This is a genomic window from Nocardia niwae NBRC 108934 = DSM 45340 (genome assembly GCF_001613465.1).
Taxonomy (GTDB): Bacteria; Actinomycetota; Actinomycetes; order Mycobacteriales; family Mycobacteriaceae; genus Nocardia; species Nocardia niwae.
Genome location: NZ_BDCK01000021.1, coordinates 32,872 through 51,997 on the forward strand (window position 1 = coordinate 32,872; position 19,126 = coordinate 51,997).

The following is a 19,126-nucleotide window of genomic DNA, read 5'->3' on the forward strand; positions in this document are numbered from 1 at the left end:
ATGCGGCTGCTGCTCCTTCCACGTGCCGGGCCCGCTGTCGTCCTGTGCGGCGCCCGTCCGTGTGGCAGTGTCAGGCGTGTGCGCCACCGCGAAGCCAGTCGGGCCACGGGATGCTCCAATCGCCGTTCTGCCAGATATCGAGGGGGTCGCCGCCGGTGTTGCGGACCTCGACGACGTCTCCAGGGGTGACGAAGTCGTAGAACCATGCGGCATCGGCAGGGGAGATGTTCAGACAGCCGTGTGAGACGTTGGTATTGCCTTGGGCCCACATGCTCGCGGCCAAGGCGTGCACGAAGATTCCGTCGTGGCTGATGCGGACCGCGTGGTCGATGCTCGTGCGGTAGCCGAGCGCGGAGCCGGTGGGCAGGCCGTAGCTGGCGGAGTCCATGATCACCGGGTTGTTCCGGTCCAGCACGGTGTAGACACCCGGGCGAGTCCAGAACGACATGGCTCTGCCGCCGACGACCGCGGTGCCGCCCATGCCCATCGAGGTCGGCATGGTGCGCACCAGGCTTCCGTTGTCGAAGACCTCGATCTGTTTGGTGTCGTCGTCGGCGATCGCGACGTGCGCGGGCCCGATGATCACCGAAACCTGTTGGTCACGCAGGCCGTAGCGGCCCTCGCCGAGGGCGAGACCGAACAGTTCGGCCGCGATCGTGATCCTGGTCCCCGGTGCGTGATAGTGCTCCGGCCGCCAGTGTGCGTTCTGGTCGTCGAGCCAGTACCAGGCGCCGGTGACGGCAGGCTCGGTGGTGATCTTCAGGTGGCTTTCCGCGGCGGCGCGATCGACGGGTTCGTCGAAATGGGCGACGAGCACGAAACCCACTCCGTAGGTGTCGTTCTCGGCCAGTTCGACGAGATTGGCGGAGCGTAGGGAGACGTCGACGAGCTGTCGCGGTCGCACTGTGGTGCAGGTTGTCGTCGCGGCGACGTCGCCGGTGTCGCCGTGAGCCACGGCTTTCGCGGTATAGGTATGCCCGTAACCGAGTGGTTCGGTGCTGGTCCAGGATCGCTGATCGGGTGCCGATACGCCCGGCAGCGATCTGCCCGTTTCATCGACCCATTCGACCGAACGCAGCGTCCCGTCGGTGACGGTGATCGTGCCGGGGCTGCGCGCCTGGACATCGTGGGCGCCGGGTGGGGGATCGAATCGAATCGTGGCAGCCTCGGGCGGGGGCGCTGCTTCTCGCGACCACCCCCAACCGGCCAGGGCCAGACCACCCGCACCGGCGAAGCCGATCAACAGGCGACGACGTCCCAATGTCACCGTCTATCTCCCTTCTGCGGGGTGCTGGGCCGACCTCTGTCCGCCAGCATGGGGCAGCTACACCCCGCCCGTGACGCCGACGACCAGCATCTCCACCGATCCGCCGCACAACCGATACCGTTCCTCGATTGATCCGGACCGTCGTAAGACGGTCGGTCGCCTGCCGGGCCCCGGGATCAGACCTTTGTGCCGACTCCAACATCGGCACCTTGCCCACGGCCGATCCGGCCACGTCGGTCATCGTGTGTGGCCATATGAACCGCATCATTCTGCGGAATCCGGAATGCCGGGAGCCGGTGTCATCGGTGGCGATCAGCGGCACGTCCGGTAGGCGCCTGGCCGTCGGCGGGATGGGGCGCGCTCATCGTCAGCGGCGGACTTCCGGGTGTGGGTAAGACCACGTCGGCGAGCTTTTCGGCGGCGTTGACCGGTGGTGCGCAGCAACGATCACGAGCCCGGCCGACGTCATAGAATGACGACGTGCAGCGCGCTGCGGTGACCGATGCTTCGCGTGTCGTGGTTCTCGGGTCCGGCTTCGCGGGCTTGTGGGCAGCGCTCGCGGCGGCCCGGCGGCTCGACGAACTCGGGGTCGGAACCGTGGATATCACGATGATCAGTTGCACGCCCTACCACGACATCCGCGTGCGCGATTACGAGACCGATCTGAGCACATCGCGCATCCCGCTGAGCGATCTCCTCGATCCGGTCGGAGTCGAGCACATCCTCGGCGAAGTGACGGCGATCGATGCGGTGGCGCGGCTCGTGGAATCCACAGCAGGCGCTCACGGCTACGACCGGTTGGTGCTCGCGTTGGGCAGCCAGGTGGTCAAGCCCGATATCCCTGGCCTGCGGGAGTTCGGTTTCGACATCGACACCTATGACGCGGCGATCGAACTGCAAGCCCATCTGCGCCTGCTTGCCGAGGGCCCCGATGACCCGGCGGCCGCGACAGTGGTCGTTGTCGGGGCAGGTCTGACGGGGATCGAGGAGGCGACCGGGCTGCCGGCGATGCTGGCCGGCGCCTTTGCCGCGCGTGCCGTCGCACCGCGGGTCGTCCTGATCGACCGCAACCCGTTCGTCGGCTCGGACATGGGTGTATCGGCGCGACCGGTCATCGAGGCGGCGCTGGCCGCCACGGGGATCGAGACCAGGTTGGGTGTCGGGGTCGTCGCCATCGATGAGCGTGGCGTGCGGCTCTCCTCGGGGGAGGTGGTGCCCGCCGCCACCGTCGTCTGGTGTGCCGGTATGCGTGCGAATCCGCTGACCGCGGATTTCGGGGTCGACCGTGACCGGCTGGGCCGGCTGCCCGTCGACGATTGTCTGCGGGTCTGCGGTGTGCCCGGGGTGTTCGCCGCCGGTGACGTCGCCGCCGCGAAAATGGACGACGAGCATATGTCGGTGATGTCCTGCCAGCACAGCCGCCCGATGGGCCGATGGGCCGGATACAACGTCATCGGCGATCTCCTGGGCGAACCCATGAAGCCGTTGCGGATCCCCTGGTATGTGACGGTCCTCGATCTGGGACCGGCAGGAGCGGTCTATACCGAGGGCTGGGAGCGACGGGTGGTCGCGTGCGGGGAGCAGGCCAAAGACACCAAGCGTGCCATCAACACCCGCCGTATCTATCCTCCGTTGAGCCGCGACCGCGCCGCATTGCTGGCCGCCGCCGCGCCCGAACTGCAGACCGCGCCCGAGCACGGCCATTAGTCCGCCCATGCTCCGCACCCCACCGAGAAGGGGAGCGATCGCGCAGTACTGTGAATCGTTCACCTGCGGGGACGGGTGTCCGGCTGGACGAGAGACTGACTACAGATGAGCGACGAGCGACAAATCCTCACCCCCGGCGAAACCTGCTGGCAGATCGCGCGGGCCGATCGGCTGGCGTGCATCGTCGATGCGGCGGACTATTTCCGTCATGCCAAGGCCGCGATGTTGCAGGCTCGCAAGCGCATCGTGCTGATCGGCTGGGACTTCGATACCCGGATCAAGTTCGAACCCCGGGACAAGACTCTCGAAGGCCCCAATCGGCTGGGTAAATTCCTGTCCTGGCTGCCGAAACAGCGACCGGATCTCGACATCTATCTGCTGAAGTGGAATGTCGGCGCGTTCGCGGCGATCAGCCGGGGGATGACACCGATCTTCGTCGTCAATTGGATGACCGATCGGCGGTTGCACCTCGAGATGGATGGCGCGCACCCGATCGGTTCGGCGCATCACCAGAAGATCGTGGTGATCGACGACACGCTCGCGTTCTGCGGTGGTATCGACATGACCGTCGATCGCTGGGACACCAGCGACCATCGGGACGACAACCACTACCGAACCGAGCCCAACGGCAACCGGTACGGACCATGGCACGACGCGACCACCGCCGTCGACGGGGACGCGGCGAAGGCGATCGGCGAATTGGCCCGCGCGCGGTGGAAGGCTGCGACGGGACAGCAATTGGCGGCGGTCGACGAGATCGCCGGTGACACGCCCTGGCCGGTGGGTCTGGAGCCGACGATGCGATCGGTGGACGTGGGTATCGCCCGGACCTTCCCCGAGCTCGCCGACCGTGCCGAAGTCCGGGAGATCGAGGCGTTGTATCTGGCGGCGATCGCGGGCGCCACACGGTCGCTGTACATCGAGAGCCAGTACCTGGCCTCGCGCACCCTCGCCGAGGCGATCGCCGCGCGGCTGCGCGAGCCCGACGGTCCGGAGATCGTGCTGGTGCTGCCGCGCAACGCCGACGGCTGGCTCGAGCGGAAGGCGATGGACGGGGCCCGCCGCCGCTTACTGCATCTGTTGTGGAGGGCCGATACCGAGAACCGATTCGGCGTCTACTACCCCGTCACCGAGGCCGGTGCGCCGATCTACGTCCACGCCAAGGTGCTGGTGATGGATGACCGGCTGCTGCGGGTGGGATCGTCGAACCTCAACAACCGTTCGATGGGCTTCGACACCGAATGCGATCTGGCCGTCGAGGTCACCCCCGCCACCGTGGACGGCGACCTGCTGCGAGACACCATCCTCGATATTCGGCGCCAGCTGATCTGCGAGCATCTCGATGCCGAACCCGCGAAGTTCGACGACACCCTCGCCGAGACGTCGTCGCTGCTGCGCACGGTCGAGACGTTGCGTGGCAACGGCCGGACCCTGGTGCGGTTCGAGCCGGAGACCGTCGAGGGCGAGGACAGCCCGCTGGCGGAGAACGAATTCATGGACCCCGAACACGCGTCACCGAGCCTGTGGGGAAACCCGTTGCTGAGCCGGGGCATCCGCATGCTGAAGACAGCGGTGGCGCAGCGCTGAGGCAGGGTGGTGCCGCCCGTAGAGGAGGGTCAGGGCGAAATCTGCGCGCCGACGACGCGGAGATCGACTCTTCGGTCGCATTGATCCCGAGCGACGGCGGACGATTCGTACTCGGCGTCGAGCTGCGGATCGCACTGCCGTCGGTCACCGGCGAGCAGGCGGCCGGACTGGTGGAGACGGCCCACCAGGTCTGCCCTTACTCCAACGCCACGCGCGGCGACATCGACGTGACACTGGTGGTGAACGGCACCCGCCTGTGACATCGGCCTCCGTAATCACGAGACGGGCCGCCGCGATGAGCAGCGCGGCGGCGACCGGCTCGGGCGGTGGATAAGCTGGCCGGGTGAGCGCACCAACGGCCGGAACCGTGCCGATCGTCGACGACCTGGAGGAAGTGACGACCCGAGGCCCCGAAGACGATCCCGCGGCGTCCGGGCTCAGCCGCGCCGATGTGGAGTCGGTGTGGGAGTCGGTGCAGGCGTGGTACCGCCTGGGCGCCACCCCCGCGATCCAGGTCTGCCTGCGCCGGGACGGCAAGATCGTGCTGAACCGGACCATCGGCCACGGGTGGGGCAACGCGCCCGGCGACGGGCCGGACACGCCCAAGGTCCTGGCCACGCCGGACACGCCGTTCTGCGGCTTCTCCACCGCGAAAGGCGTGGCCGGTGCGCTGATGTTCATGCTCGTCGAACAGGGCGCGTTCACGCTCGACGAGCCGGTGTCGCACTACATCCCGGAGTTCGCGGCCAACGGCAAGGCCGCCATCACGATCGGTGACGTGCTCTCGCACTCCGCCGGGATCCCTTTCGTCCCACCGCCGTACCAGGGCGTCGATCTGGTGCTCGACGAGGAACTCGCCGTGCGTGCGCTGGCCGACCTCGTCCCGAGCTGGAAGCCGGGACGGTTCCGCGTGTATCACGCGCTGACGCTCGGGTTGATCCTGCGCTCGCTGGTGCGCCGCGCGACCGGCAAGCGGCTGCGCGAGCATCTCGCCGAGCAGGTGCTCGAGCCGTACGGGTTCCGCTGGACCAACTTCGGCGTGCGCCCCGAGGACGTGGACAAGATCGTGCCCAGCGTGAAGACCGGTCCGCCTCCCTCGCGCACCGCAAGCTACCTGGCGCGCAAGGCGGTCGGCGGACGGATGGACCGGGCGTCGCGCGCGGCGACCGACGCGTTTCTCACCGCCGAGCTGCCTTCGGGCAATCTGATCACCACCGCGTCCGAATTGTCCCGTTTCTACGAGATTCTCACGCGCGGCGCGCCGGACGGACGGCGCGTCATCCGGCCGGAGACGCTGGACGAAGCGGTGCGCCCGGCGCGCTGGATCCCGGGTGCCGCCGGTCGCGTCAGCCGAGCGGGCTTCGAACTCGGCGGGCGCCGATCGAAATTCGGCCGCGACACCGGATCCCACTTCGGCCGCAGCGGATTGACCACCCAGTACGGCTGGGCGGACCCGGCGCGCGGGCTGTCGGGGGCGATTCTCACCAGCGGCAAGGCCACGATCGATACCGAACGGCCGTGGCGGCTGGTCGCCCAGGTCTCCGCCACCGTGCCTGCCGACCGGTAGCCAGGCGCCGGGCGGCGGCCCGCGCGGATCGCCTCCACCAGTGAGAACACCTTAGCCATCCGAAGGATTTAGTCTGTTAACTCGCTTGTTGCCAACCCGTCGGGTTGTGCTAGCGCTAGCGGAACAGACTGACCCGTCGGCTCTTTGGCGGTGAAAGCGTTGGTGTTGATGAGGATTGATCATGACGTGGCGGTGAGCGGATACCGGCGCGAGACGTTCCCCGACGAACGCGGGCGGTTCGGCGTGTTCGGCGGCAGATTCGTGCCCGAGGGGCTGATGGCGGCGCTGCTGGACCTGGAGGACGCCTACCATCTCGCCCGGGACGATCCAGGTTTCGGCGCCGAGTACCGGGAGTTGCTGCGGGACCGTGTCGGCCGTCCCACGCTGCTGCACCAGGTACGGCGCTTCGGGGAATTGCTGGGCGTGCCGGGCGCCCGGGTATATCTCAAGCGCGAGGACATGGCTCACACCGGCGCGCACAAGATCAACAATGCCCTCGGGCAGGCGTTGCTGGCCCGCCGGATGGGTAAGCGACGGATCATCGCCGAGACCGGCGCGGGCCAGCACGGCGTGGCGGTGGCGACGGTGTCGGCGATGCTCGGCATGACCTGCGTGGTCTACATGGGGACCGAGGACATGCGGCGCCAGGCGTCGAACGTGCTGCGAATGAAGCTGCTCGGCGCCGAGGTACGGCCGGTCGACATCGGTTCGCGGCGGCTGAAGGAGGCGATCACCGAATCGGTCCGCGACTGGGTGGCCAACGTGGACACCACCCACCTCCTGTTCGGCACCGCGGCGGGGCCCGCGCCCTACCCGCGGATCGTGCGGGATTTCCAGACGGTGATCGGCGCGGAGGCCAGGAACCAGATCGCGCGCCTCGAGGGCAGGCTGCCCGACTACGTGCTGGCCTGCGTGGGTGGGGGCAGCAACGCCATCGGGGTCTTCCATCCCTTCGCCGACGACCCACGGGTGCGGCTGATCGGCGTCGAAGCGGCCGGGCTCGGCGTGGACACCGGCGAGCACGCGGCGACCCTGTGCATGGGCAGCCCCGGTGAGATCGACGGCTCCTACAGCTACCTGCTGCAGGATGAGGACGGCCAGATCGCGCGCACCCACAGCATCGCGGCGGGACTGGACTATCCCGGCGTAGGTCCCGAACTCAGCCATCTGAAGGACAGTGGCCGGGTGACCTATCGAGCCGCCACCGACGCGGTCGCCCTGCGCGGCATGCAGGCGCTCAGCCACACCGAAGGCATCCTCGCCGCACTCGAATCGGCCCACGCCGTGGGCCACCTGATGGAAATGGCCGACCGGGGCGAAATCTCCGACGGCTCCCTGATCGTGCTGTGTCTGTCCGGTCGCGGGGACAAGGATCTCACCGTGGCCGCCGAGCGGCTCGGTGTGGCGTGACCGCTGCTATGGTCGACAGCGCCCATGGCGCCGGAGAGGGACCGCGCGCTACACCCGCGCACGAGGACGAGCCCTCTTGAAGTATGTGCCCCGCCTGATCTTGTTTTCGGCGATTCCCGCCGTGTTGTTCCTACTACCCTGGTGGACGCTGGTGGCCGCGCCCACCGCAGAATCCGGCCCGCTGTTCTGGCTCGGTTCCACGCTGTTCCTGCTCGGGTTCGTGGCCCTGCCCGCGTCGATGTTCCTCGGTCATGGCCCCGTGCAGTCGGACGCGGCCTCGATCGTCGGCGACACCTTGCTCGGTGTGATGTGGGTGCTGTTCAGCTGGTCGGTGCTGGGCAATGTCGCGCGCGCCGGTCTGACCGTCGCGGGCGTGGCCGACCCGGCTCGATCCGGGATGGTCGCGGTGGGCGTGATCGCGGCGACGACCGTGCTGGTGGCGTGGGGTGTGGTCGAGGCGCGCCGGGTGCCGCGGGTGCGCACCGTGGAGGTGTCCATCCCCGGTCTCGGCCCCGCGCTGGACGGACTGCGCATGGTCGTGGTGACCGACACCCATTACGCGGCACTCGATCGGCTGCGCTGGTCCGAACGCGTGGTGGAGGTGGTGAACGCGCAGCGCCCCGATATCGCCTGTCACGCAGGCGACCTCGCGGACGGATCCGTGGCGAAGCGGCACGCGCAGGTCGACCCGCTCGGCAAGGTCGAGGCCGAACTCGGCCGGTTCTACATCACCGGCAATCACGAATATTTCGGTGATGCCCAAGGCTGGATCGATCACATGGCCTCGCTCGGCTGGCAGCCGCTGCACAACCGGCACGAGATCGTGCGCCGCGGCGACGATCGACTGGTGATCGCAGGCATCGACGATCCGACCGGCGTCGCCTTGCCCGGCCACGGTCCCGATCTGTCCGCCGCGCTCGACGGGGCCGACCCGCAGGCGCCGGTCGTGCTGCTCGCCCACCAGCCCAAGCAGATCACCGAGGCGGCGGCCGCGGGTGTGGCGCTGCAGATCTCCGGCCACACCCACGGTGGCCAGATCTGGCCCTTCCACTACCTCGTTCGTCTCGACCAGCCCGTCGTCGCGGGGTTGAGCCGCCACGGCGACCGCACTCAGCTCTACACCAGCCGAGGCACCGGGTTCTGGGGGCCGCAGCTGCGGGTGTTCGCCCCGAGTGAGATCACCGTGCTGATCCTGCGTTCGGAGCAGGCGGCCGGCTGAGCCCCCGCTCCGGACGGCAGCTCAACGGGGGCCACGGTCGGCGTCGGCCTGGCCGGCGGCATCGGACGCGGGTGGCGCGACGGGCGGGTCGGCGGAACTCCACGCCTCGGTCACACCCGCAATGCCGTCCTGCACGACATAACTGGCGCGCGTATGGATGGGCGCGCCGGGCCGGCGCACATAGGGAACGACGCGAAAATCGTTGCGCCACAGCTTATGATCGAGTTCCACCCGCACATAGCCGCGCTGGCCGTTGAAGAACTTGACGTCCGGGTTCGCCGCGAGCAGTCTGCGGCCTTTGTCGCCGACGTCGGTACCGTCGCCGTTGCTGGTGATCGAGGTGCCGGTGAATTCCGCCGCCACGACCGGTGATCCGGGATCGGAATAGTCGCGCCGCAGATCGGCCGCCTGGTTCTCGTGCCGGTCGCCGGTGATCACCACCAGGTTCCCCGCGCCACGCGTCGCGGCGGCGCCCAGCACGGCGTTGCGGTCGGCGACATAGCCGTCCCAGGCGTCGGTGGAGACGGCGATCCCCGGGCCCGGATCGGAGTCGTTCTGGCTCATGCCCACCTGGTTGCCCAGCACCTGCCAGCGGGCCGGTGAGCGGGTCAGCCCGTCGATCAGCCACTCCCGTTGTGCCGCACCGAGAATTGTGCGGTCCGGCGCGAAGCGCTCGGCGCAGCCGCTGACCGCGACGTCCGAACACGCCTGCGCCGTGCGGTATTGGCGGGTGTCGAGCATCGTGATCTCCGCGAGGTCGCCGAACCGGAAGCGGCGATGCAGCCGCATGCCCGCGGCCGACGGCAGCTGCGCCAAGCGCAGCGGCTGGTGCTCGTACATGGCCTGGAAGGCGGCGGCCCGGCGCCGCCGGAACAGGGCGGGGACGCGCCAGATGTCCAGTCCGATGCCGGGGGAGCCGGCGGCCCAATTGTTGTCGACCTCGTGATCGTCCATGGTGACCAGCCACGGGAACGCGGCGTGCGCGGCCCGCAGTGGCTGCTCCGATTTGTACAGTGCGTAACGCAGCCGGTAGCCGGGCAGGTCGACGGCTTCGTCGCGAAAGTGCGGGCCCATCGTGACGCCCGCTCGCCCGCGCAGCCAGGCCCGCTCGTAGATGTAGTCGCCCAGATGCACGACCAGGTCGAGGTCTTCCCGGCTCAGGTGCTCGTAGGCGGTGTAGTAGCCGGAACTCCACGACTGGCAGGAGGCGAATGCGAACCGCAGCCGCGCCAGGGCCTGTCCGGGTTCCGGAGCGGTGCGCGTGCGCCCCACCGGTGACACGTCCGAGCCCGCCCGGAACCGATAGAAATACCAGCGATCCGGCGCCAGCCCGTGCACCTCCGGATGCACGCTGTGACCGAGTGCGCGCGTGGCCACGGCCGACCCGCGGGCCACCACCCGGCGGAACTGCTCGTCGTGCGCCACCTCGTAGTCGACCGTGACCGGTGCCACCGGCATGCCGCCGAGACCGTCCGGCGCCAGGGGGTCCGGCGCCAGTCGCGTCCACAGCACCACGCCGTCGGGGGCGGGGTCGCCGGAGGCGATGCCGAGGGAGAACGGGTCGCCCAGGCGGCGCGGGGCGGGAAACCGGGCGCTGCTCGCCGCGGCGGCGCCCGCCAGGACCGCCGCCGAGCCAGCGGCGCCGGCGCGGAACAGTTCCCGACGTGAGAGGGCCATACATCAGCGTAGGACGCCGCCCAGCGGCGGGAAGGTGACGCGGGCGCCGGTCGGGCGTCAGAGCAGGCCGCCCCGGCGCGCGTGGTCGAGCGCGTCGACCCGGGAATTCGTCCCCAGCTTGCCGTAGATGCCGCGCAGATGGGTCTTGACGGTGTTGACCGAGACACCGAGGTCCTCGGCGATCTGCTGGGCGGTGCGGCCGGAGGGCAACTGCTTGAGCACGGTCATCTCGGTGTGGGTCAGCGCGGGATAGGCGGGCCTGCGGCGCGCGGCGGGATGCCGCCGGATCGACTCCGCGAAGCTCTCCGCCCGGCCGAGGCGGCCCGCGTAGCTGTCCAGCAGAGGCATCGCGGCGGGCACGTCGAGGAAAGGCCGCAGGAGCCGGTGGGGCGTGGCGGATCCGAGCGCGTGCTCCAGTGCGGTGAGGGCTTTGGCCGGGGCCCTGCACTCGTGCTGCGCCGCGGAGTACAGCAGCCAACCGGTGACCGTGCTGACCGGACGCAGGTCGCCGGCGCGATCCAGAAGCGGTTCGAGGACGGCGCAGGTGGCCTTGCGGCGATCGGCCGCCGCGTGCAGCGCCGCGTCGGCCAATCGCACCTCGGGGACGTCCCCGACGATGCCGCGAGCGCGTTCGACCAGTAGTTGCGCCGTCCTGGCATCGTGCACGCGCAACAGCGCCCACACCACCGGCAGGATCAGGCTGCCCGTCGCGGCCGGCACCGCCTGGTGCTGCAGCAGGGCGAGCAGGCTGCGGCGCAGCGCGTCGACCGCGGCCGACTGCTCCTCGGCCCGCTCGAGCTCCAGCAGCCGGCCCACGACGTGGCCGCGCCATCCGGCGACCGGACCGCAGGAGCCGTCGTGATCGACACGCTCGGTGAGGACGGAGGCGACCTGGGCCGCGTCGGGCGTCTCACCTTGCAGGTAGGCGCCGTAGGCGGCCACGGCGGTCGCCTGGACGGCGTCGGTCGTCTCCAGTAGGCCGTGTTCCTCCGCGATCGCCAGGGCGCGCGCCGCGCGGTCGCGCATCGCGGTGGCGGCGTCGACGGCGTCGGCGGCGAACGCCAACCGGGTCAGCGCGCGCAGCACCAAGCGGGGACGGGTCGCGTGCTCGGCCAGGGCGAGTCCGGAATGCAGCAGCTGTTCGCCGCGCGCGACGGCGCCGCCTGCGACGAGGGCGGTCGCGATCTGGATCTCGGTGTAGGCGTCCAGATCGGGGTCGCCGGTCGGGGTGAATTCGTCGGGGACACCGGCCGGGACGGCCCCGGTCGTGGCCGCTACGTCGATCGTCGCGGCGAGGGTGAGCGCGTCCAGGCGCTCGCGGGAGGCGAAGGAGACCTTGGCGGCGCGCCGCGCTCGCGCGGTGTCCAGGCAGGCCACCGCGGCGGCCGTGCTGCCGGCCGCCAAGGCGTCGACGACGCGCACCAGCCACAGGAACGGGTCGTCGAGCAGGGCGGGCGCCGAGCGGCCCAGCTGATCGAACAGCGTCGCGCCCATCCCGTCGAGGACCATGCGCAACGCACAGGTGGACAGGAACTCGCACAACTGTCGCGGGTCCGCGCCCGCGAGTTCGTGCGGCAGCGCGGAAGCGGGCAGTCCCGCGGAGCGCAACCAGCGGGCCGACTGACGATGCAGTTCGGCGCACTGCTGCGGCCCGAGGCGGCGTGCCTCGGCGAGGAGCAGGGCACGCACCAGCGGATGACAGGAGAACCACACGTCGCCATCGCGCACGAGGGAGACGATCGGGAAACCGATCCGGTCGAGTTCGTTGAGATGATGGCCGGCGCCGCCGCCGACGAGTTCGTCGGCGAGCTGCTCGGTGAACGCGACCGGAATGCTGATGTAGGTGAGGAATTGGCGCAGCGCGGGCGGCAATCCCGCGACGAGTTCGCTCGTCAGGTAATCGGCGATCGCGCGCGCCGGGCGCGCGAGCACGGTGAGCGCCGCGGCGCGGTCGTCGGATCTGGCGGCCACCTGGGTCGCGGCGATGCGCACGAGTGCGGCCCAGCCCTGGGTCAGGGTGGACAGCGTCTCGAGGTCGGCGTCGGTGAGTTCGCATCCGTGGTCACGGCACAGCCCGTCGATCTCGGCCGGAGTGAAGGCGAGTTCGCCCTGGCCCCACCGGGTCAGCCGGGCGTGCAGGTCGAGAACGTGCCAGCGGATCGGTGGAGCGAAGCGGGCGCACAGCACCGTGGTGACGGTCGGCGGGGCATGCTGCAGGAAGTATTCGACGCCGGCGAGTGCGAGCGGGTCGGTCAGCAGATGAGCGTCGTCGAGCACGAGGACCGTGCGCGTCGTCCGTGCCGCCAGTATTCCGACCAGCGCGGCGGCCTGAGCGGTCGGCGGTCCGGGGCATGCGGTGACCGCGCTGTCGAATCGCGCGTGCAGCGCGGTCCACAGCGTCGTGGCGTCGTCGAGCTGGTCGGTGACCGTCAGCCAGGCGACGTCGGATCCGCTCGCGGCGCGCCGGGCGACCCAGTCGGCCGTCAGCACCGATTTCCCGGTCCCGGCGGGTGCGCAGATCAGCAGCACGTGTCCGTCGCGAGCGGACGACAACCGGTCGGCGGCGGCGTAGAGCTCGGGCCGGGGGATCGGAGTGAACGGCAATGCCGGTATCTCGGCAGCGGATTGCGCCGCGGTGGGGATGCGGCGTAGAGCGGGAACGTGCGAGGTGGTCACCGTGCCTCCCGGGCCGTGTGCTGACAGATCACTACCGCGCCTCGGTAGCGGAACTTACCCGGTGCGAAGTCGGCTCTATCGCCTCGTGTGTCGTCGTTATGGAATTTTCATTTCGCGAGGCCGCGAAATATCGGAGTCACCCGAAACGGGTGAAGTGCCGGACGGTGTGACTGGTGGAGATTCGGAAGGCGTCCGTCCACTACTTCCCGAGAAAGGGGGCGACCGATGACGCACATGACCGAACCGGAGCCACACCCCGTCCGCCGTGGCATCGCGGCGGGCACGTCCATAGCGGCCGCGATTCTGCTGCTGACCGTGGGTGTGCTGTCGATCTTCGAAGGGATCTCCGCCGTCGCCGAGGACGAGCTGATCATCGTCGGCGCCGAGTACGTGTACAAGTTCGACACCACGACGTGGGGCTGGATCCACATCGTGCTCGGTATCCTCCTGGTCGTCGCGGCGCTGGGCTTGATGACCGGCGCGACGTGGGCGCGAGTGGTGGCGATCGTTTTGGCGGCCCTGTCGATCATCGCGAACTTCATGTGGCTGCCGTACTACCCGGCATGGTCGATCCTGGTGATCGCGTTGAACATCGTCGTGATCTGGGCGGTGGCGACATGGCGGCCGGAAGCCGTCTGATCGGGCGGACATTCGCGGCCGCGCGCCCTCGTACGGGACACCGGAGTGCGTGCCGAACCTGAGCGAAGGGGCGGGGGCGAACGCGCCCGTCACCGCACCGGCTGTGCGCGCGGTCCCGGAGCGGGTCGGCCGTGGCCTGCCGCGCCCGACCTGTCGGCGCTGTTGCCGAGCGCCGCAGGCCGTGTGCGGTCGGTCGCGGACGTCGTGTTCTACCCGGTCGCTGCCGGAATCCGTCCTGGACGCGGGCCGCCGCGCAGGCGGGCATCCTGTGCTGCCCGGCGGGCCGTCCCCGCGGCAGGAACAGGCTCGCGCGGGCCGTATCCCGAGGGCGTGGTACGCGGAAAACATTGTGGCGCTTGCCCACTCCGGTCGCCAGGCACCGGAGCGGTTCACCGCGGGCGGGTGGGGACCCGACGCGGCGGGCAGCGTTCCCGCGAGCAAACCTCGGCGATCGTTGCGCCGAGTCGGCCTTTACCCTGCCACCATAGGCGAGGTTGTGGTATCCACCTTCGGGACCGCACTACGAATTCGAAGGGACGCCAATGCCCAGCAAGCCCCCGCTCGTTCTTCTGCACGGTGTCACGATGTCCGAACGGGTGTGGGACGACGTCACACCCTTGCTCGCCGCCCGGCACGAGGTGATCACGCCCACCGCCATCGGCCATCGGGGCGGCCCGCCCGCCCTGCGTCGACCGGCGCGAGTCGAGCATCTGGTGGACGACATCGAACGGCGGCTCGACGGGCTCGGGCTACGCCGCGTGCACATCGCGGGGAACTCGCTGGGTGGCTGGATGGCGATCGAATTGGCCCGTCGCGGACGAGCCGAGAGCGTCTGCGCGCTCTCGCCCGCGGGGTTCTGGGAATCCGGCGACGGAAGCCGGTCGGCCGCGACCCGCCGCATCGCCCGGGAGGCGCTCACCGGGCGGCTGCTGGGTTTCCTCGCCCCGCTGGGACTGCGCAGCGCGGTGGCGCGGCGTATCGCGTTGCGTAACATCGCGGTGCATGGTGATCGCCTCAGCGCCGCGCAGGCCATGACCTGCTTACGCGACCTGCTGGGCTGCACCGTCACCGCCGACCTGCTCGGCACCGACGAACAGATCGCCCCGCTCACTGCGTTGCCGTGCCCGATCACGGTGGCCTGGTCGGAACACGACCGGGTGCTGCCCGAACCGGTGCACGGGCCGATTGCCCGGTCACGGCTGCCCGAGGCCGTGTTCACCGTGCTGCCCGATACCGGTCACGTGCCGATGATCGATGACCCGCGGCTGGTCGCGCAGACGATTCTGACCACTACGAGCAGCGCCGCCGCCGAAGCGTCCTGACCGGACGGGCATCACGTGGCGTGGTCATACGTCGAGCAGGTGCGGCAGTCCGGCGCGGTACCGGTCGGCGTCGATGCGTTTCCACGGCTCGAACACCGGCAGGGACACCAGCGGGAAGACCGGCACGCGGGGCGCGGGGTCGTCGGCGGCGTCGAGGATCGCGTTGGTCGCGGCGCGTCCGGATTCGTTGGCGCCTTCCATCGTCGCGAGGTCGATGTGGCTGCGCACGTGGTCGCCGCCGAAGAACAGGTTCGGGACGGCGCAGCGCGCCTCCGGACGGTGGTCGTAGGAGCCGACCGTGTTGACCAGCAGCGGGGTCTGGTTGTGGATGCCGCTCGCGTTCCAGCTGACGCCGGGGTCCAGATGCCAGGACCGGATGTCCTCGGGACGCAGCCAGCCCGTCCCGGTGTTGAGCCATTCGGTGAGCTGTGCCCACACCTCTTCGGCGATCTCGGCGGCGGTGCACTGCTTGGCCGGACGGCGGAAGCGGATGCCGGGGGAGTCCCAGTCGGAGATGTCCACCGAAAGACATTCCCGCACAGTGCCGTCGCCGTACCGGGCGGCGAAGTCACCCACCCACATCGGCGCTTGACGCAACGCGGTGAGCGCCCACGGCGAGCCGAGCGCCGCGATGTGGCCTTCCGGCAGTTCGGTGGGGCGGGCGAGGTAGTACTGGATGCCGACCATCCAATCGGTACGCAGCTCGCGCATGCCGGCCAGATGCGGGTCGGCGTCGAGGATGTCGTCGCTCAGCAGCGTGACCGCGTTGTCGACCGGCATCGCGCACAGATACCAGTCCGCGGTGACCGTCGTCGTGCGGCCGCCGGGATCGGTCACCGTCGCCGAGGCGATCCGGCCATCGCGCAACTGCAGCCGCGTCGCCCGCAGGCCCAGCGCGAATCGCACGCCGCGCGCACGCAGATACGTCACCCACGGATCGATCCAAGCTTCGTTGGTGGGGCGGTTGAGAATACGGTCGATGCCGGTGGAGTACTGCGGGATCGCCCCGCTGCCCGCCAGCACCAGCGCCTCGCCGATGGTGCCGATCGTGCGGGCCGAACTCACCTGGGGTTTGGCCGCCACCGTGATCCTGGTCAGCGCGCTGACCAGGTATTCGCGATAGGCCGGTGACTTGCCCTCGGCGCGCAGGATCTGCTCCCAGGTCACGTATTCCCACTGCCCGAAACGCCGTTCGGTGCATGAGGTGAACCAGACGAGCATCTGTTTGGCGAAGAACGCGAGTTCGGCCGGCGGCAGCTCGGGAATGAAGCCGAAGGCGCCGATCAGGGTGTTCTGCAACCGCTGAGGGTCGAGCTGGTCGAGGCCACCGAATTCGACCGGCGCGTAGATCGGCGGCCTGCCCCGGAAGCCCGCGACGGTGCCCTCGACCCGGACGAGGTTGCCCGCGACGCCCTCGGGATTGCCCGGGAAGGGGATGCGCCGCATGGTGTCGGGAAGGTTCTGATAGCAGCCGGGAAAGAACCGGAAGCCGTGCTCGCCGGGCAGATCCGCGCGGCCGTCGGTGCCGGTGCCGGGCACGCCCATGCTGCGGGCCTTGCCGCCGAGGAACGCCGGCTCGTACACGGTGACCGAGTAGCCGCGCTCGATCAGTTCGTGGGCCGCCGACAGCCCGGCGACGCCGCCGCCGAGTATCGCGACCGACTTGCCTGCGGTGCGCGGCCCGGGTGTTCGGCGTGATGCGGGGGCGGCGTGCGCCGGGGCTGCGGCGACGGCCACTCCGGCCGCGAGCGTGCCGCGCAACAGGTCGCGGCGGGTGAGGTCGATGGTCGGCCGAGGACGCGGGTCATGCATGTCGATCTCCTGAAGATGCCGCGAGAACGCTCCGCGGCGGCCGGGACTGGATGGCGTCGGCAGGATCAGGGCGCGTGAAGGCGCGGGCCTGCCTCCGTTCGGAGACCGCGTCGCGGCATTCGCCCGCGAGGTCCGCGAGGACCGGCCAGGGAGCGCGCCACGATCGGCGCAGTGCGCCCGCCGCGAAGGCGGCCGCGCGTGCGGGAGTGAAGACATCGTCGGGAAGGACGGTGCGAGAGAAGATCTCGGTGACCGCGTCGGCCAGCGCGGGGTCGCCCGCGGCCCTGCGGTAGAGCTCGATCTCCAGGGGACGCATCGCCGTGCCCCGGGCCAGCCGGTTGGTCCACTGGTAGACGCCAAGGCATTCCCGATCGCGTAGCTGTTCCCACTCGGCCAATGCGGTGTCGAGGTGCTCGGGGTCGTCGAGGGCCGGCGCGGCGAGTTCGCCGAGCAGCCGGCCGTAGCGCAAGGCATCCCGGATGCCCTGCGCGGTCACCGGGTCTTTGAAATGGCCCGCGTCCCCGGGCAGCGCCCAGCCCGGGCCGGTCGAGCGGCGGAAGTAGGAGGCCAAGCGGGTGGCCGAACGCACTCGCCCGACCCGGTGACAGTCCCGCAGGCGTAGCTGAAGTCCCGGCAGCCGTTCGATCGCCTCGTGATAGCGGCGCTCGGCGCGCCCCGCGCCCGGTTCGCCGGGGTGCGCGGGTGGCTGGACGAGGCTCAGTAGCAGGCCGTCGTCGCAGGGGAACGCGGTGCCGAGATCGGGACCGGACCGCCATTGGGCCGCGATGTGCCGCCGGTCGGCCGCGCCGTCGTGCCAGTACGCGAAGTAGCAGTCCCGCCCGCTCGGCGCGGACAGCCGGGGCCGGATGGCGCCGACGAGCCGGGCCACCGTACTGCGGCGTCCGTCGGCTCCGACGACCAGGCGGGCGCGCACCTCACGAGCGCCGCCTCCGTCGGCATAGCGGACGCCGACGCAGCGATCACCGGACCACAGCAGGTCGGTGACCCGGACACCTTCGCGAATCCGCGCACCGGCGTCCACGGCGGTGGCCACCAGCGCGGCGTCCAATCCGGTCCGCCGCACGCACATCGCGTAATCCACCCCGTCGACCGGCGTGAACGACGACCGGACCTGATAGCCGCCGCCGTCGGCGAAGGCCGTGGTCAGCGGCGGCGCACCGAGTGCGAGGACACGCTCGAGGGCGCCCACGCGGCGCAGTTCGGCCAGGCCCGCGGGCCAGAGCAGATGCGTCGAGAGGGTGTCGGAGGGAAAACGCGCCGAGTCCAGCGCGAGGACCTCGCGGCCTGCCCGCGCGAACGCGACGGCGGCCGCGGAGCCCGCGCAGCGCGCGCCGACCACCACCACGTCGGTGTACTCGATTGCCGGAGAGGGGGTTCCGCGCATGCCCGAACACCTCGGTCACATAGTCTCGGACACTGTGTCCGATCGATGGTGAGCGGTGGCCGTCCGAATGTCAATATCGGTGCCGTGTCGGCAGAATGGGAGGACGTACCCACCCGGCACAGCCGAGCAAGCGGCCCGGAGCCGCAGAGAGGAGCCGGATGCCCTCGCTGACCCGTGTCCCCAGAAACGCACGCAAACCGGTCGACGATCGGCGCGCGGAGTTCGAGCGACGCGTCCTGGCCGCCGTGGAGGAGCTACTCGCCGACGGCACGCCCTACACCGAGATCGCCGTGCACCGGATCGCCGCCGCATCGCAGTCGGCGCGGTCGACGTTCTACCGGTATTTCCCGGACAAGAGCCGGCTGCTGATCCGCATGGCCGAATTGGCCACGGCGGATCTGTTCGAGGCCGCCGAGCGCTGGTGGAGCGCCGAGCACACCGGACGGCAGGCGGGTGTGGTGGCGGCCGTGCGGACCATGATCGCGGGGTTCCGCGAGCACCGATCGCTGCTGCTGGCGCTGAGCGAGGTGGCGGCCTACGACCGCGACGTCGGCGCGTATTGGCGGGGCCGGGTCGCCTCGTTCGTGCGGGTGGTGCGATCGCGGCTGGAGACCGACCGGGCAGCGGGCCGGATCAGCCCGGCGATCGACCCGCAGGCCACCGCCGTGGTGCTGACCTCGATGGTGGAACGCGCGATAGCCGCCAGCTTCTCCTCCGGTTCGGGCGTCAGCGACGACGCGCTCGCGGAGGCGCTGGGCCGGGCGATCTGGTTGACGGTGTACGGCGACGCTCCCCAGCCTTGACGGAACACCCGGCCGCACAGGCGCTTTCATTGCTA

Annotated in this window: 14 protein-coding genes; 9 read left to right on the forward strand and 5 right to left on the reverse strand. The window is 70.1% G+C overall.

All coding sequences use genetic code 11. The annotated features are described in order from the left end of the window. Positions 1-70: 70 nt before the first annotated feature. Complete coding sequence (locus NNI01S_RS13985; RefSeq protein WP_157114783.1) at positions 71-1,267, reverse strand: L,D-transpeptidase; 1,197 nt, start codon at positions 1,265-1,267, stop codon at positions 71-73. Between the two features lie 495 nt (positions 1,268-1,762). Between NNI01S_RS13985 and NNI01S_RS13990 the strand changes: the two genes are divergently transcribed. The 6 genes from NNI01S_RS13990 to NNI01S_RS14015 all read left to right on the forward strand — a co-directional run bounded on the left by NNI01S_RS13990 (position 1,763) and on the right by NNI01S_RS14015 (position 8,757). Next, positions 1,763-2,974, forward strand: coding sequence for an NAD(P)/FAD-dependent oxidoreductase (locus tag NNI01S_RS13990; RefSeq protein WP_063020621.1), 1,212 nt, complete (start codon positions 1,763-1,765; stop codon positions 2,972-2,974). A 105-nt stretch (positions 2,975-3,079) separates the two neighbouring features. Next, positions 3,080-4,561, forward strand: a complete 1,482-nt coding sequence (locus NNI01S_RS13995) for a phospholipase D-like domain-containing protein (RefSeq protein WP_063020524.1) — start codon at positions 3,080-3,082, stop codon at positions 4,559-4,561. 80 nt (positions 4,562-4,641) lie between these two features. Beyond that, positions 4,642-4,821, forward strand: coding sequence for an OsmC family protein (locus NNI01S_RS14000; protein WP_174554399.1), 180 nt, complete (start codon positions 4,642-4,644; stop codon positions 4,819-4,821). Between the two features lie 83 nt (positions 4,822-4,904). After that, positions 4,905-6,128 (forward strand): serine hydrolase, encoded by a 1,224-nt coding sequence (locus NNI01S_RS14005; RefSeq protein WP_063020525.1) that lies wholly within the window; start codon positions 4,905-4,907, stop codon positions 6,126-6,128. A 168-nt stretch (positions 6,129-6,296) separates the two neighbouring features. Further along, a complete protein-coding gene (gene trpB, locus NNI01S_RS14010) occupies positions 6,297-7,538 on the forward strand; it encodes a tryptophan synthase subunit beta (protein ID WP_063020622.1) in 1,242 nt (413 codons plus the stop codon). A 76-nt stretch (positions 7,539-7,614) separates the two neighbouring features. Then, positions 7,615-8,757, forward strand: a complete 1,143-nt coding sequence (locus NNI01S_RS14015) for a metallophosphoesterase (protein ID WP_063020526.1) — start codon at positions 7,615-7,617, stop codon at positions 8,755-8,757. A 21-nt stretch (positions 8,758-8,778) separates the two neighbouring features. Here the strand turns inward: NNI01S_RS14015 and NNI01S_RS14020 are convergent, their stop codons facing one another. Next, complete coding sequence (locus NNI01S_RS14020; protein WP_063020527.1) at positions 8,779-10,434, reverse strand: alkaline phosphatase D family protein; 1,656 nt, start codon at positions 10,432-10,434, stop codon at positions 8,779-8,781. A gap of 57 nt (positions 10,435-10,491) precedes the next feature. After that, on the reverse strand, positions 10,492-13,110 hold the full coding sequence (locus NNI01S_RS14025; protein ID WP_157114784.1) for a helix-turn-helix transcriptional regulator: 2,619 nt from the start codon (positions 13,108-13,110) through the stop codon (positions 10,492-10,494). A 225-nt stretch (positions 13,111-13,335) separates the two neighbouring features. Between NNI01S_RS14025 and NNI01S_RS14030 the strand changes: the two genes are divergently transcribed. Beyond that, a complete protein-coding gene (locus NNI01S_RS14030; RefSeq protein ID WP_063020529.1) occupies positions 13,336-13,749 on the forward strand; it encodes a DUF7144 family membrane protein in 414 nt (137 codons plus the stop codon). A 542-nt stretch (positions 13,750-14,291) separates the two neighbouring features. Then, positions 14,292-15,071 carry an alpha/beta fold hydrolase gene (locus tag NNI01S_RS14035; protein ID WP_063020530.1) on the forward strand — a complete coding sequence of 260 codons (780 nt, stop codon included), beginning with the start codon at positions 14,292-14,294 and terminating at the stop codon, positions 15,069-15,071. 24 nt (positions 15,072-15,095) lie between these two features. Here NNI01S_RS14035 and NNI01S_RS14040 read toward each other — a convergent pair whose 3' ends face one another. Together NNI01S_RS14040 and NNI01S_RS14045 are read right to left on the reverse strand one after the other, a co-directional pair. Next, positions 15,096-16,883: a hydroxysqualene dehydroxylase gene (locus NNI01S_RS14040; protein WP_063020531.1), complete on the reverse strand. Its 1,788-nt coding sequence runs from the start codon at positions 16,881-16,883 to the stop codon at positions 15,096-15,098. Beyond that, the gene (locus NNI01S_RS14045) at positions 16,876-18,288 is read right to left on the reverse strand and encodes an NAD(P)/FAD-dependent oxidoreductase (protein WP_063020532.1); all 1,413 of its coding nucleotides are present in this window, start codon (positions 18,286-18,288) and stop codon (positions 16,876-16,878) included. The genes NNI01S_RS14040 and NNI01S_RS14045 overlap by 8 nt, the downstream gene beginning before the upstream one ends. 158 nt (positions 18,289-18,446) lie before the next feature. On the opposite strand from NNI01S_RS14045, the gene NNI01S_RS14050 reads away from it, so the two are divergent. Then, complete coding sequence (locus NNI01S_RS14050; protein ID WP_063020533.1) at positions 18,447-19,091, forward strand: TetR/AcrR family transcriptional regulator; 645 nt, start codon at positions 18,447-18,449, stop codon at positions 19,089-19,091. Positions 19,092-19,126: the final 35 nt, after the last annotated feature.